Source organism: Bacillus sp. X1(2014) (assembly GCF_007678255.1).
In genome coordinates this window covers 55,340-70,157 of the sequence record NZ_VEED01000010.1, presented here as the reverse complement: position 1 = coordinate 70,157, position 14,818 = coordinate 55,340, and the positions used below count along the sequence as shown (strand labels likewise).

The window sequence follows — 14,818 nt, the reverse complement described above, 5'->3', positions numbered from 1 at the left end:
TGTGATAGAAAGCTTATTACATAGTATTCTCCTTATCTTTCCAATTTCCTTTTTCAATTAACAGAAAGGAAACTATTTACACCTCTATATAGTATGCCCTTCTGTTTGTTTTCATTTATATATTCGATAGGAAACGCTGATATTTTTGAAAAAATAAAACCTTCGCTTCTTCTTTTTCTCGATTTGTCCTAGGAATAAATATTTTTCGTTTCACTTGAAATGTGGTTTCTCCCATTTTCGTAAAGATACCCAATTGCTCTAACAATAAAAGATAGTCAAGTATGGCAGATAATGATGTCCCTGTTTTAACTAGTGGCAAATTTCTTAAGACTATTTCTTTTCTACGAATCCTTTTATTGAAATGGAAAGATAATTCCTGCAAGGTTATTAAATCACCAATATTTTTGTTGTCTATACAATCAATAAATAAATAGGTTTGCCAAATAATCGGTGAAGTTTGAATGACTAGCGAATGAGGGATTGGAAGGCCAATTTCTGCCGGTAATAGGAAGAGATTAAGGTTTCTGTTATAGATCTCATGAAGAAATGAATGATGCTGTTTACTAGGATGGAGGGTCCAATTAAGAAGAAATTTTTCTATTTGCTTGTTCCAACTAGAAAAATCTATTTGAGTGTTGATTTTTGGTTCTAATAAATCTTTTATATCCATTTTCCTTATTGGGTAAAAAGAATGATAGGCGAAGGCATTTTTTATTGAATAAGGGGTAATGGATCCAATAAAGTGAATTTGCTGTTTTTCGGGGCAATATGATGGTATATAAAACTTACCTGCAGAAGTTGTTCGTAAAAATAGATATTGAAAGTTGGATAAAGCAACCATATTATTTCTCTTCGAATGGATTTGGTTGCTAGATATAATCCATATGGGATGATAACCGTTCTGAAGATATGAATTGGTCCTTTTGATAAGTATACTTTCTGGAATCGTTGAACATTGATACTCTAATGCAAATTTCTCGCCATTAAACTTGAACATTATGTCAGGTCGCTGCTGAATCTCCTTATCATAGTACTCCAATATTGAAGGGATATTTTGTTTCACCAGCCACTGATAGAGTTGACGTTTACCCTCCATGTGGTATATGGATTCATTTTCATAAAAATCATGACAAACTCCGCCTTGCTTATGGGCAAAATGAAAAATGCGCTGATTCCCTAATTTGAGTAAAACGCTTTCCCCGCAGATAGGGCAAAAAAATTCTTCTTTACTGCGAAGTTCTAAAAGAGTATCTTTTTTGTAATCTAGGCCGAGACAGATAGATACACCCATTTTTGTTTGAGCCGTTAGCAATTAATTCACTCCTCCTTTCACTATGTTAATTCGTCAAATTTCGATAAAAACCTTTTAAAGCATAAAAAAAACTCGTCTATTTGACGAGTTTTTTTATAAGTTTAGAGTAATGGCGAGAGTAGTCTTGCCGTCGATTCAAGTACCTTAAAACCAAGATGTCTATCATCAAAGGTTGCTTTATCCAATTGTTTAGAAAATTCAAGGTCATTTAAATATTCCTCAACTAGCTTTTGTGTGCTATTTGTACGGAATAAAAAAGCATTTACTTCGAAATTCAAGTGAAAACTTCTCATATCCATATTTGATGTCCCGATCGAGGCTAATTCATTATCAACAATGACAATCTTACTGTGCATAAATCCCCGCTCATATTCATAGACCTTAACCCCTGCTTCCAAAAGTTCTGGAAAGTATGAACGGGAAGCGTGAAAGACAATCCGTTTATCTGGTTTATTAGGTACAAGAAGTCGTACATCAATGCCACTAAGTGCAGCTACTTTTATGGCTGAAAAAATATCTTCATCAGGAATAAAATAAGGGGATGCAATCCAAACTGATTTCTCCGCGCTTGCAATCATGGAGAAAAATATATTTTTAATCACACTCCACTCATTATCCGGCCCTCCAGCAATGAGCTGCACCCCACCGTGACTTTCGTCATCAATCTGAGGTGATAGGTATTCGGCAGTTAAGAAACTGTGACTGGTCATATAATACCAGTCTTGTAAAAATATTAACTGCAACGTTCTTACTGCCTCTCCTCGAAGCATTAAATGGGTATCACGCCAAAACCCTATCTGCTTATTTCTCCCCAGATATTCATCTCCAATATTTAGCCCGCCAACAAAGCCAATATTTCCATCAATAATGATCATCTTACGGTGATTACGGAAATTAAATTTATTATTTAAAAATGGGAGTTTTACAGGTCCAAACGTGACCATTTCAATCCCTTCATTTTTAAGTTCATTAATATAAGATTTTGAAAGTTGCCAAGAACCTACTGCGTCATATAAAAAACGTACCTTAACACCTTGATGGGCTTTCTCAATTAATAGATTTTTTATTTCCTGCCCAATATGATCGTGACGAACAATATAATATTCCAGATGGATGTGATGTCTAGCCTTTTTTAATTGCTCTATAATTTGCTGAAAAGTTTCGTCACCGTTTGTTAATATTTTTGTAGCTGTGTCAAAGGAGATAGGACTATTCCCTAGCTTTTGAGCTAAGTTAAATAATTTCCCTTGATGTTCACCCATTAAACTAAGTTTTTCATCATTTCTTGGATCTTCTTCCCCCTCAACGGTCAAAAAAGCTTGTTTATCTAAGAAATATTTTTTTCTAAACATCTTTTCCTTACGATAATTTCTTCCAAACAGGAGGTAAAAAATAAAACCAACTAATGGGAAACTGCCTAAGACCACTAACCATGTAATCGTTTGTGTTGGATGACGGTTTTCAAGGAAAATTACAAGGGCTATGAATATGACCGACAGTGTAACAAGTACACTTAGGATACCGAATATTCCACTAGCTAAACGATCCTTAAAGAAAAACCATAGTACGGATAATAGAAGCAAATATAAAATAACCCTTACTGTGTTTTTCAGCGTTCTCACCTGCCAGAATTTATTTCCAAAATAATTAATGCTAAAAATACCGATTTCAATAATGAAATCGGTACATTAGTTAGCGAAAATGTTTGCGTATTTCAGCAAAAACATTTTCAGAAATTATCTCTTTTCCATATTCTTGAATTCGATGGATCGTAAGTTGTGTCTCAAATCCGTATTCAAGCAAAATACTTAAAATATCATCAATTTCATCTTCTTCAAATAAGTCTTCAGGAAATTCTGTAAATAGATAATATTTCCCTTCAAAATGATAAAGCTTTGTCACTAAATCATCTAAACCTGCCCGATTGGATAAACTAATGACATCCTCAAAATCTTTAAAACCAATGAGAAATTCTAATGTTTCTTCCTCAAGTAATATATCTTCCTCATCTGAATGATTCGGATTAAAATGATGATCAAGAATCTCATCAATTTGCTCATCAACTGGCAGATCTTTTAGTTTGTCATTTGGAATAGGTAATTCAAACTTTTGACCATCCTTTGATAGTTGTGCTTTAGTAACAAGGATTTCTAAACCTTTATCAAGCGCTTGAACTTGGATCCAAAGAGGACCTTCAATCACAAACTCTTCTTCATCATGAACTTCATCCATCATTTCCCAAAAGAGTTCTTCACTTCGTTCCCGATTGTACCAGATTTCTTCACGGTCAAAGCCTCGTTCTTCTATATCACCATATGAAATGTAAAATTTTACTGTATTTTCATTAATACGTTCAATCTCCATCTAAACCTCTCCCTTCCGTTTTCCAGATTGAAGGGACAAAATACCCCCAAGCAGATACTGCCTTAGCATTTACTTAAATCCACAAAGATTCTCATAGGGCAAAAAGTAAATACTCGTGTACTTTATTTTATGATAAAAGTACTAATAAGGGAAATAAAAAAGGCTAAAATCTATAAACCGTGATAATGCCTAATGAATAACAGTTGGATATTCATTTTATTGTAGCAAAGTGGCAACAAAACTACAAATGAAATCATATAATTTTTATATACAAAAAAAGACCTCCTATTTGAAGGCCTATTTATCTAATTAACCATTCGCTGTGCTTCACGCAGCTGGAATGTTCTAACTCTTCTTGGAAGGAATCGTCTGATTTCATCCTCGTTATACCCAACCTGTAATCGTTTTTCATCAATGATAATCGGGCGGCGTAATAGCCCTGGATTTTCTTTGATTAAACCAAATAGATCTTGTAACGGCATTGCATCTAGGTTAACGTCTAATTTTTGAAATGTTTTTGACCTTGTAGAAATAATTTCATCTGTACCATCCTCGGTCATTCGAAGAATCTCTTTAATCTCTTCCATGGTTAATGGTTCTGAAAAAATATTTCTCTCTGTGTATGGGATTTCATGTTCTTCTAACCATGATTTTGCTTTTCTGCATGATGTACAACTTGGTGAAGTGTATAGTGTTACCATCCGATCTTCACACTCCTCTTTTATTTGAGACTGTTATTTAATATCCGTTATATTGAATCAAGCAATTTGGTTATAATCAGGTAGTACCAATTTCAATAATAATTATAAATAAGTAATTTATATCATTGATTATACACCACTGTTTCTTAAAAGGGTATCCTTTTTTCCAAAAAATATTGTAAGAGCAAAACATTCAAAAATTTCATTTACACTATATTAGACGAATAATTATTCTAAAAGTTTCATGTTTTTTAATTATTTTATCTGTATTTTTGCACTCATATTTATTCATCTGTTATAATGTTCGTCAACAATGATTGATAATGCAAGGGTATTCATGAAATAAATTACTTATAATATTGAGTTACCCTATTTCTAAGAAAAATAAACCTTCATAGTATTCTCAATTATAAATCCGAAATGAAAACGCATTCATTTAATTTTTGAAAACTTATCACTTTAATTTAATTTCCTCTTTAAATCAACGGTAAAGTCTTTTACAATAAAGTAGGAGATATTTAAATTGGCACCACAAATATTCTAAGCAACTAATTAATGGAGGGGTTATTACCATGGGCTCATACATATTTGATTTAACGATTGTTGCTTTATTAATTATAGGAATCACAGCCTTAATGGGTGTGATTACGAACAGTTTTGGTGAAAAGGTATTCGGTGGGAAAAATCGGAGTGAATTTGTTGATGAAAGTGCCAAATACCAGACTGGTTGGAAAACTGTTGGGGGAAATCGGAAATAAGAATACCGTTAACATTTGAAAAAACGATCTCAGATGCGAGATCGTTTTTTTTATTATCTAGATTGTACTTGGTATTGTTTGAATTCTTTCTCAGAACATAGTACAAAGTGACCTGGTGTAACTTCTCTGAATTCCACTGGTTCATGCGGCTCGTAGTTATGACTTGCCGGGTCATAAGACTTCCGTTTACGAGTCCGTTCACTGATTGGATCTGGAGAAGGAATTGCTGATAAAAGTGATTGTGTATACGGATGCAGTGGGTTTTTATAAAGTTCATCCGCAGGTGCAAGCTCCACCATTTTACCAAAATACATAACACCGATCCGATCACTAATATATTTAACCATTGAAAGATCATGAGCAATAAACAGGTAGGTCAAACTTTTCTCTTTTTGCAGTTTTCTCATTAAGTTAACTACCTGAGCTTGGATAGAAACATCCAATGCGGAAATCGGTTCATCCGCAATAATAAATTCAGGTTGAACAGCAAGAGCACGTGCAATTCCAATCCGTTGACGCTGACCGCCACTAAATTCATGTGGATATCGGTTTGCATGCTCTCTATTTAAGCCAACGGTTTCTAGGAGCTCATACACCTGCTCCATTCGGTCTTCCCTAGACTTTGCTAAACCATGAATATCAATTCCCTCGGCAATAACATCTGCTATTTTTAATCTAGGATTTAAAGATGCATAAGGGTCTTGGAAGATCATTTGCATTTTTCGGTTGAAATCTTTTAATTGCTTTTTTGACTTTTTTCCATGAACATTTACTCCATCGTATAAAACTTCTCCGCCAGTAGCATCATACAAACGAATAATTGTACGTCCTGTTGTGGATTTACCACAGCCTGACTCACCCACAAGGCCCATTACTTCACCTTTATAAATATCAAAGGATACATTATCAACAGCTTTTACTTCATTTGTTTTACCTTCATTAAAATATTGTTTGAGATTTTTGATCTCAAGTAATTTTTCTTTTTCAGCCATTTATTTCCCCTCCTTATTTTCAGGGAATGGTGCTTGACCAGTTTTTCCAATTTTGACTAAATCCGCATTACCAGAAAATTGATTTTGCCGTCTTAAAACAGCAGCTGGCGGTTCAACTTTTGGTGCATCCGGATGGAGCAGCCATGTTGCAGCATAATGCGTATCCGACACTTTGAAGAATGGTGGTTCTTGCTCTAAATCTATTTTCATAACAAATGGATTACGTGGTGCAAACGCATCCCCTTTTGGTGGATCTAATAAATCTGGTGGTGTTCCTGGAATAGAGAATAGTTCATCATCTTGGGTATCCATATCAGGCATCGAACTAATTAATCCCCATGTATATGGATGTTTTGGATTATAGAAAATCTCATCTGCAGTCCCAATTTCAACTATTTTTCCTCCGTACATAACAGCAACACGATCGGCTACATTTGCAACCACACCAAGATCATGAGTAATAAAGATAATAGATGTATCAATTTTCTTTTGCAAATCCTTCATTAATTCAAGAATTTGCGCTTGAATGGTTACATCAAGTGCAGTGGTCGGTTCATCAGCAATAAGTACTTTCGGGTTACATGCCAATGCAATAGCGATAACAACCCTTTGCCTCATACCACCAGAGAACTGATGCGGATACTGATCCACTCTTAACTCCGCCTTAGGAATACCAACTAGCTTTAATAATTCAATTGCTCTTTCCTTTGCAGCGTGTCTGCTCATGTTTTGGTGTTTAATAAGCGGTTCCATAATCTGGTTGCCAATTTTCATGGTTGGATTTAATGACGTCATTGGATCCTGGAAAATCATTGATATATCTTTCCCACGGATTTTTTGCATGTCTTTATCTTTTAATTTTGTTAAATCCTTGCCATCAAATAGAATCTGTCCGCCTTTTATTTCTGAATTATGCTCAGGAAGTAAACGCATGATAGATTTGGTGGTTACGGATTTACCTGAACCAGATTCACCTACAATGGCTAAGGTTTCACCATTATATAAATCAAAACTTACGCCACGGATAGCTTTAACTTCACCTGAAAACGTATGAAACGATATATTTAAGTCTTTTACTTCTAAAATTTTATCCATTTACATCCACCTGCCTTCTAATCACGCATTTTTGGATCCAACGCATCACGTAATCCGTCTGCAACAAGGTTGAAGCATACCATGATTAACGCAATCATAATGGAAGGAATAATCATTTGATAAGGAAAAGCAATCATCGATTTAAATCCTGCATTTACTAATGTTCCAAGCGATGCATGAGGTTCCTGTAATCCTAACCCGATAAAGCTTAAAAATGCTTCAAAGAAAATGGCATTCGGGATAGAAAACATCGTATTAATAATAATTACTCCAAACATATTTGGAATCATGTGTTTAAAAATGATAGACGAATTTGAAGCACCTAAAGTTTTAGCCGCAAGAACAAATTCTTGACCTTTAAATTTTAATACTTGCGCACGAACCACACGAGCCATACTAGTCCATCCCGTAATAGTTAAGGCAATAATAATTGGGATAATACCAGGTTTTAACACGAGAATCATTAAAACAACAACAATCAGGTTCGGAATTCCCACTATAACCTCGATAATCCTCTGCATTACGCTATCTATTCGTCCACCCAGATAACCAGAGATGGCTCCATATGCAACTCCAATAGCCATATCGATTAACGCAGCCATAAAAGCGATGAATAACGATACTTGCGTACCTTTCCAAACACGTGCAAATTGATCTCGGCCTAAATTATCGGTACCGAACCAATAATAGGCATCGACCTTACGAACTTCATAAGCGTTATAAACTGTACCATCTCTTCTTGACAAAGTTCCATCAAAAGGAAGCCAGTGAACATCCTCTAAACCTTGAATTCGCGGTGGCAAATTATTATGTTTTGTGTTTTGCGTATCATAGTCATATGGCGTAATCATTGGTCCCACAAAGGCCATGATAATCATGATAACCAGGATAACCATGCTGACTACAGCACCTTTATTTTTCTTGACTCTTAGCCATGAATCCTGCCAGAAATTTAAACTTGGTTTAGCAATTTTTTCACTTTTTGATGGATCAATATGGACAGGAGCAAACATATCCTTTGAAATTGTTATGTCTTTGTTGCTCATTTAGTTTTCCCCCCCGATACACGAATACGTGGGTCGATGATTCCATAAAGAATATCAACAATTAAGATTACTACGATAAATAGGACGGCAAATAAAATGTTAGTACCCATAATAACGGGGTAATCATTCATATTAATTGATTTAACGAACTGCTCACCAATTCCTGGGATTCCAAAAATTTGCTCAATAACAAGGGATCCCGTCATTAAACTAACTGCTAAAGGCCCTAGAACAGTTACAACTGGTATTAAGGCATTTCTTAAGGCATGCTTAAAGCTTATCTGCCAACGGCTCGCACCTTTAGCTCTTGCCAAAGTAATATAATCAGACCCTAATACTTCAACCATTTCAGTACGCATAAAACGCGCTGCAATCGAGATTGGGAACATTGCTAGTGCGATAGTAGGAAGGATAGTATATTCAGGTCCTTTCCATAGCATTACTGGAAGCCAGCCTAACTTTACCGAAATATAATACTGCATTAATCCAGCAAAAATAAATGATGGGATAGATTTACCAACTACTGCGATAAAAGTAGAACCGTAATCTATCCAAGTGTTTTGCTTTAGAGCAGCAACTACACCTAATAAAATACCTAAAATTGAACCTACAACCATAGCTTGAAAACCTAATTGTGCAGAAGGTCCCAGGCGATTTGCAATAAGTTCTGTTACAGGGGTATTATCAAATTGGAAGGAAACTCCTAAATCCCCTTTTACTAAGCTCATCATATAGTTAAAATATTGAACAGGCAGGGGGTCGTTCAAGCCATATTTATCCAGCAAAATATTTCGTTGAACTTCCGACAGCTTTTCGAAGTTATTAAAAGGACTACCTGGAATTAGCTTCATGAGGAAAAAGGTAAGCGATGTAACGATAAAAAGTGTAATAATCATATAACCAACACGTTTTAGTATATATTTGACCATGCCTACACCTCCTAATTAATTTGAATTTTCGACATCTTACGACAATTCTCACACAGGTAAAAAGAGAGTATATTGGTAAATATACTCTCTTTTTATTTGATTAGTTATAGTTACTATTTTGTGATTTTAATCCACTGGTAACTATAGTCAGGACCGAATGCGTGGTGAGCAAAACCTTGAACCTTAGGATTGATTAGTAGGTTCACTGAACGTTGGTAAAGTGGTGCGATAGCAGCATCATCTTCTAACAAGATTTTTTCTGCATCTTGAAGAGCTTTCCAACGATCTTGTGGCTTAGCTACAAGTTCTTCACTAGCTGATTTGATTAACTTATCAAATTCAGGATTGCTATAGCTCATGTGGTTTTGTCCGCCGTTAGTAACCCATAGATCCATATAAGTCATTGGATCAGCGTAGTCAGGTCCCCAGCCACCCATTAATAAATCATAATCTTCAGCATCTTCACGAGCAATACGAATTTTGAAAGGAACTGCTTCGATTGTAATTTTTAATCCTGGTAAGTTTTTCTCTAACTGATCTTTAACGAATGCATCAGTTACTTTTGAAGTTTCAGTATCTTGACCTACATAAGTAAACTTAACTTCTTTAAGTCCTGTTTCTTTAAGACCTTGTTCCCAAAGCTTTTTAGCTTCGTCTTTGTTAGTGCTTAAGTAAGTTCCTGCAGTTTCACGGAAATCTTTACCATCTAAGAATGAGAAACCTTTTGGTACAAGGAAATCAGCAGGGATTGATCCGTTTGCTAATACATCCTCTGTTAAAGCTTTTTTGTCAACAGTTAAAGCAATTGCTTTACGGATATTAACATTCTTCAATGCTGGGTTCTTTTCGTTCATTTTTAACCACCAGATTGATGGTTCTTGATAGCGAAGTAAATCTTTTTGTCCTTCAAATTGTGAAAGGATTGCAGCTTGTGCAAGTTTTGGTGTGATATCAGCTTCACCAGCAGTATATGCGTTAGCAGATGCTTGTGGATCTTTAGAAACGTTAAAGTTAATCTTCTCTAAAGTAACGTCCTTTGCATTTACATAATCAGCATTCTTTTCTAATACCCACTCAGTACCAGTAGGACCATCCCATTTTGTCATTTTAAATGGACCATTGTAAAGTAGGTGTGTTGCATCTTTCGCATAGTTATCGCCTTCCGCTTCAACAAACTTTTTGTTTTGCGGGAAGAACAATGGGAAAGTTAAGTAAGATTCGATGTATGGAAGTGGTCTTACTAATGTAATTTCCACAGTATAATCATCTAGTGCTTTAATACCTAAATCATCAAGTTTTGCTTTACCAGCAACAATTTCAGATGCATTTTTGATTTTGCCTTCCATGAAGTATGCACCGTATGGAGCAGCAACTTTCGGATCAATTGCACGTTGCCATGCAAACACAAAGTCATGCGCAGTTACAGGGTCACCATTAGACCATTTTGTATCTTGTCTTAATTTAATTGTGATAACAGATTTATCATCATTATAAGTTGGTGCTGCTTCAGCAACTCCAGGAATAACTTTTTGGTCTGGATCTAAACGATATAGTCCTTCGTTTGTAGCATTTAACATTGTGAAGCTCAATACGTCTTGAGACATAACGCTGTCCATTGAAGGAATTTCTGCAGACTCAAGAACATTTAGAACTTGCTCATCTGCTAATTGAGTTTCTTCAGTGCCGGCTTTGTTATCGCCTTCATTTTTGGACGTACCTTCATTCTTGTTTCCGCCCGAACATGCTGCAAGGAACATGCTAAGAACTAGTGATAGTACTAATAGTAGTGAAAGTTTTGATTTCTTCACTAGTAGACCTCCCTTTTCTATTATTCTGAAAAATTACTACATTCTCTATTATACATATTTTCTACAAATTGTACATTATTTTTTTGAACTTTATTTACATTTCAGAAACAATCTTTACGTTATCATTACATTTCCCTGTGATATAATTTAGACTTATACGGATTTTTAATATAATATACTTAAGTGAACCCCTATTAAATCAATCTTTTGGAGGTTATTTAGTGAATTATCAACTTAAGAAAAGACTCTTAATTTTAGCATTCACACAACTAGTGATTATTTTAATTTCGTTCCTTACTTATCACAAAGTTTCTTTGTTAAGCTATATCAATATATCTTTTTATTTCTCAGCAGGACTCTTGCTTATCTCATTGCTTGTTTTTACTATTCATTCAGGATTCTATGACGTCATTTCAAGATCCTTTAGTTTTGCGTTTCAAAGAGGCCAGAATAAAAGACGCTTTGATGAAATACCTCCTTTATCAGAACTTGTTACTTTCAACCAAAAACCCTTAGTTTTTTACGGGCTTATTAATGGGCTGTTTATGCTTATTGCCCTTGTCATATATTATTTTTAACTGACTTGAAAATAATTATTCGTTTCATTATAATAAGTACAATTGTATAGTTGCTTAAAAGGCGATGATAAAGAATAGTACGTATTTACATTCGGTTCAGAGAGTTTGTGGGTGGTGGAAACAAACACGAATAAATACGGAATGGACTTTGGAGCCTCTGTCTGAACATATTATTTTTATGTTTTATAAAAAGTAGGATTAGACGTAACCTTGCGTTAAAAGGTGGCTAAATTGTCTTCAAGATGGTTTTAGCATTGAGTGACTCTTTTTTTGAGTAATTTAGGGTGGTACCGCGAACCATTCGTCCCTATTCGTTTCTAGGGGATGAATGGTTTTTTCTATATATTTTTTAGGAGGAAGTTATTATGAAAACGATTTTTTCTGGTATTCAGCCAAGTGGAACGATCACACTTGGTAATTATATTGGAGCGTTGAAACAGTTTGTAGAAATGCAGAACGAATACAATTGCTTTTTTTGTATCGTGGACCAGCATGCCATTACCGTTCCTCAGGATCCGGGAATACTTCGGAAAAATATCCGAAGTTTAGCTGCATTATATTTAGCAGTTGGAATTGATCCAAACAAAGCCACATTGTTTGTTCAGTCAGAGGTTCCTGCTCATGCTCAAGCGGGATGGTTGATGCAGTGTGTAGCCTACATCGGTGAATTAGAAAGAATGACTCAATTCAAAGATAAATCTACGGGGAAAGAGGCAGTACAGGCAAGTTTATTAACCTATCCACCCCTTATGGCAGCCGATATTCTTCTATATAATACGGATTTAGTACCTGTTGGCGAAGATCAGAAGCAGCATATGGAATTAACTCGTGACTTAGCAGAAAGATTTAATAAAAAATACAGAGACATTTTAACCATTCCTGAAATAAGTATTCCGAAGGTTGGTGCAAGAATTATGTCTCTGCAAGAACCAACGAAAAAAATGAGCAAATCTGATCCAAACCAAAAAGCTAATATCACACCGTTAGATGATCCAAAGCAAATGGTGAAAAAAATTAAGAGTGCTGTGACAGATTCCGAAGGGATTGTTAAATTCGATAAAGAAAACAAACCTGGCATATCAAACCTATTATCGATTTACTCTATCTTGGGTGGAAAAACTATTTCCGAAATTGAAGGAATGTACGAAGGGAAAGGCTATGGTGATTTTAAAAGTGACCTAGCGGATGTCGTTGTCAATTTCTTTACACCAATACAAGAAAGATACTATGCATTACTTGATTCACCAGAACTTGACCGTATATTGGATGAGGGTGCAGAAAAAGCAAATTTAGTGGCTAATAAGACTTTAAAGAAAATGGAAAATGCTATGGGATTAGGTCGTAAGAGAAGATAGCATAAAAAAAGCCTGAGCCCAAAAGATATGTTGTGCGTATATCTTTTGGTCAGGCTTTTAATTTACTTTTGGACCGTGTTCCATTTCCCAAAGTTTTTCAAAAAACGGCTGTCCTTTTATTAGATTTTCACAAAATGTTTCATGCCTCTTCGACCATCCATACTTTGTTTCCTCAAATAACTGTTCCCATGCTGCTTCAAAATTTAAAGCTTGAATCGTTGAATAATTCTCCGGACACCATTCAGTGTACCAATACCTTACTTCTGCTTCATTACTCGAAGAGAGTAATTGGTCAAGTGCCATAAATAATAATTGTTTTAATTGACGTTCTTTTCTTGTTAAACCTCTCATCAATTCCGGTTCAGGTGAGAGAATGTGATAGTCCTTTAACTTTGGTTGCTCATAAAAGTGGTATTTATTAGCCTCATGTTGACTTATCATTTCGTAAACTAACTGCTCTTGTCTTGGAATTAACCGGCTTTTACGGATCGGAATATTATAGCCAATGGTATCAATGGCTAATATACCGATTCCATCTGTGACTACAAAGCAATAGTCAAGTTGCACTCTTTCATGATTCTTCCTCAAATAAGCTTTCTGGAAGATATCATCCAAGAGCTGTTGAGGTAATTCTGACAAATCATTTTCAATGTAATTAAACAAAATCGGTTCAACTTTCATCAATGGCACTTGGTCTAATAATTCCACTCCATCATCCTTACGCCATTCATGGAATTGGCATACATTATAACCGTTTTCTTCCCCTTCAAACCAATTTACCCATACATCATGAAGATACAACATTGTACAACCCCTCACTTCAAGAAACTGTTTGTAAATCAGTATGGGCAGACCTTAGTTAAATTATTCCTTTATATATATTTTGCTCCAATTACATTTATGAACTCCAATAATCAATGACCGTTAACACGCAAAAAAATCCACCAGGTTAATGGCGGATCTTTAACGTTTAGATTTTGGATTAAAAGCATCCTTTAGACCTTCACCGATGAAGTTAATTGATAAGATGGTTATTGTGATGATTAATGCTGGCGGTACCCAAATCCAAAGTTTGAATTGGAGAACATCCGGCTCATTTGCTGAATTCAACATATTTCCCCAGCTTGGAATTTCTTGCGGGACCCCAAAGCCAAGAAAACTTAAACCTGTTTCAGCAACGATCATCGTGGCAAATGTAATCGTCGCTTGAACAATTATGGTAGATAAAATGTTTGGCAGCAGATGCTTCATAATAACTTTTGCCGGTGAACAACCAATAGAAATGGCCGCTGTAATGTATTCATTTTCTTTTTCAGCGAGAATCTTACTACGGACAATCCGTGCAATCCCCCCCCAGCTTAGCAAGCTAATTGTTCCAATTAAGACCCATAAACCGTTAACTTTTCCAAAAAGAATGGCATTTAAAACAATGACAAATACAAGGAATGGAAAGTTTAAGATAAAATCAGTAAATCTCATTAATAAGCTATCAACGGCTCCGCCGAAATACCCTGAGATCGAGCCAATTAACGTTCCTAGTAAAATAACAAATAATGTACAACTGATTCCTACTAACAAAGATATACGTCCGCCATAGAGTAATCTTGTAAATACATCCCGTCCGGATTTATCTGTCCCCAGCCAATGTTCACTGCTTGGCTCTAACGACATTTGCCCAATGTTAATTCTAGTAATATCTGCCGTTGTGATATAGGGGGCGAGAATAGAAACAATAGTAACAATCAGTAAAAAGAAAAGACTTATCATTGCCAATTTATTTTTCACAAATTTCTTTCGGGCTATTGCAAAAGGAGATAAACTTTTTCTCGGGGGTGTAACTGAAACATTTTTCTCATTTTGAGTTGCTATTTGCATTCTTT

The 14,818-nt window shown here is 35.3% G+C and carries 14 protein-coding genes and 1 other annotated feature; of the genes, 3 read left to right on the top strand and 11 right to left on the bottom strand.

Annotated features, from left to right (window positions below; all coding sequences use genetic code 11):
• Window positions 1-115: 115 nt before the first annotated feature.
• The 4 genes from FS608_RS18280 to spxA all read right to left on the bottom strand — a co-directional run bounded on the left by FS608_RS18280 (window position 116) and on the right by spxA (window position 4,377).
• The gene (locus FS608_RS18280) at window positions 116-1,312 is read right to left on the bottom strand and encodes a competence protein CoiA (protein WP_144553664.1); all 1,197 of its coding nucleotides are present in this window, start codon (window positions 1,310-1,312) and stop codon (window positions 116-118) included.
• 101 nt (window positions 1,313-1,413) lie between these two features.
• A complete protein-coding gene (gene cls, locus FS608_RS18275; protein WP_144553908.1) occupies window positions 1,414-2,925 on the bottom strand; it encodes a cardiolipin synthase in 1,512 nt (503 codons plus the stop codon).
• Window positions 2,926-3,004: 79 nt separating this feature from the next.
• On the bottom strand, window positions 3,005-3,676 hold the full coding sequence (gene mecA / locus FS608_RS18270; RefSeq protein ID WP_144553662.1) for an adaptor protein MecA: 672 nt from the start codon (window positions 3,674-3,676) through the stop codon (window positions 3,005-3,007).
• 305 nt (window positions 3,677-3,981) lie between these two features.
• Window positions 3,982-4,377, bottom strand: a complete 396-nt coding sequence (spxA, locus tag FS608_RS18265; protein ID WP_026566143.1) for a transcriptional regulator SpxA — start codon at window positions 4,375-4,377, stop codon at window positions 3,982-3,984.
• Between the two features lie 572 nt (window positions 4,378-4,949).
• On the opposite strand from spxA, the gene FS608_RS18260 reads away from it, so the two are divergent.
• On the top strand, window positions 4,950-5,135 hold the full coding sequence (locus tag FS608_RS18260; RefSeq protein ID WP_144553660.1) for a hypothetical protein: 186 nt from the start codon (window positions 4,950-4,952) through the stop codon (window positions 5,133-5,135).
• Window positions 5,136-5,188: 53 nt separating this feature from the next.
• Here FS608_RS18260 and FS608_RS18255 read toward each other — a convergent pair whose 3' ends face one another.
• The 5 genes from FS608_RS18255 to FS608_RS18235 all read right to left on the bottom strand — a co-directional run bounded on the left by FS608_RS18255 (window position 5,189) and on the right by FS608_RS18235 (window position 11,005).
• Complete coding sequence (locus tag FS608_RS18255) at window positions 5,189-6,127, bottom strand: ABC transporter ATP-binding protein (RefSeq protein WP_144553658.1); 939 nt, start codon at window positions 6,125-6,127, stop codon at window positions 5,189-5,191.
• Entirely contained in the window at window positions 6,128-7,222 is a 1,095-nt protein-coding gene (locus FS608_RS18250; protein WP_144553656.1) for an ABC transporter ATP-binding protein, read from the bottom strand.
• A 17-nt stretch (window positions 7,223-7,239) separates the two neighbouring features.
• Window positions 7,240-8,268, bottom strand: a complete 1,029-nt coding sequence (gene opp3C / locus FS608_RS18245; RefSeq protein WP_144553654.1) for an oligopeptide ABC transporter permease — start codon at window positions 8,266-8,268, stop codon at window positions 7,240-7,242.
• Complete coding sequence (opp3b, locus tag FS608_RS18240; RefSeq protein WP_144553652.1) at window positions 8,265-9,197, bottom strand: oligopeptide ABC transporter permease; 933 nt, start codon at window positions 9,195-9,197, stop codon at window positions 8,265-8,267. Before opp3b ends, opp3C begins: the two co-directional genes overlap by 4 nt.
• Window positions 9,198-9,310: 113 nt before the next feature.
• The gene (locus FS608_RS18235; protein ID WP_144553650.1) at window positions 9,311-11,005 is read right to left on the bottom strand and encodes a peptide ABC transporter substrate-binding protein; all 1,695 of its coding nucleotides are present in this window, start codon (window positions 11,003-11,005) and stop codon (window positions 9,311-9,313) included.
• A gap of 221 nt (window positions 11,006-11,226) precedes the next feature.
• Here FS608_RS18235 and FS608_RS18230 point away from each other — a divergent pair, with 221 nt between their 5' ends.
• Together FS608_RS18230 and trpS are read left to right on the top strand one after the other, a co-directional pair.
• Entirely contained in the window at window positions 11,227-11,583 is a 357-nt protein-coding gene (locus FS608_RS18230) for a DUF3899 domain-containing protein (protein WP_186328798.1), read from the top strand.
• Between the two features lie 55 nt (window positions 11,584-11,638).
• Window positions 11,639-11,895: a binding site (T-box leader), on the top strand.
• A 50-nt stretch (window positions 11,896-11,945) separates the two neighbouring features.
• The gene (gene trpS, locus FS608_RS18225) at window positions 11,946-12,938 is read left to right on the top strand and encodes a tryptophan--tRNA ligase (RefSeq protein ID WP_144553646.1); all 993 of its coding nucleotides are present in this window, start codon (window positions 11,946-11,948) and stop codon (window positions 12,936-12,938) included.
• A gap of 57 nt (window positions 12,939-12,995) precedes the next feature.
• Here trpS and FS608_RS18220 read toward each other — a convergent pair whose 3' ends face one another.
• Both FS608_RS18220 and opp4C read right to left on the bottom strand, forming a co-directional pair.
• The gene (locus tag FS608_RS18220) at window positions 12,996-13,742 is read right to left on the bottom strand and encodes a YjbA family protein (RefSeq protein ID WP_144553644.1); all 747 of its coding nucleotides are present in this window, start codon (window positions 13,740-13,742) and stop codon (window positions 12,996-12,998) included.
• Window positions 13,743-13,901: 159 nt separating this feature from the next.
• A complete protein-coding gene (gene opp4C, locus FS608_RS18215) occupies window positions 13,902-14,813 on the bottom strand; it encodes an oligopeptide ABC transporter permease (protein WP_144553642.1) in 912 nt (303 codons plus the stop codon).
• Window positions 14,814-14,818: the final 5 nt, after the last annotated feature.

What these genes read in the sequence shown, in the direction of transcription:
- spxA (WP_026566143.1), bottom strand. Translation starts at nt 4,377, where the DNA reads ATGGTAACACTATACACTTCACCAAGTTGTACATCATGCAGAAAAGCA.
- mecA (WP_144553662.1), bottom strand. Translation starts at nt 3,676, where the DNA reads ATGGAGATTGAACGTATTAATGAAAATACAGTAAAATTTTACATTTCA.
- opp4C (WP_144553642.1), bottom strand. Translation starts at nt 14,813, where the DNA reads ATGCAAATAGCAACTCAAAATGAGAAAAATGTTTCAGTTACACCCCCG.
- FS608_RS18260 (WP_144553660.1), top strand. Translation starts at nt 4,950, where the DNA reads ATGGGCTCATACATATTTGATTTAACGATTGTTGCTTTATTAATTATA.
- opp3C (WP_144553654.1), bottom strand. Translation starts at nt 8,268, where the DNA reads ATGAGCAACAAAGACATAACAATTTCAAAGGATATGTTTGCTCCTGTC.
- FS608_RS18250 (WP_144553656.1), bottom strand. Translation starts at nt 7,222, where the DNA reads ATGGATAAAATTTTAGAAGTAAAAGACTTAAATATATCGTTTCATACG.
- FS608_RS18255 (WP_144553658.1), bottom strand. Translation starts at nt 6,127, where the DNA reads ATGGCTGAAAAAGAAAAATTACTTGAGATCAAAAATCTCAAACAATAT.
- FS608_RS18220 (WP_144553644.1), bottom strand. Translation starts at nt 13,742, where the DNA reads ATGTTGTATCTTCATGATGTATGGGTAAATTGGTTTGAAGGGGAAGAA.
- opp3b (WP_144553652.1), bottom strand. Translation starts at nt 9,197, where the DNA reads ATGGTCAAATATATACTAAAACGTGTTGGTTATATGATTATTACACTT.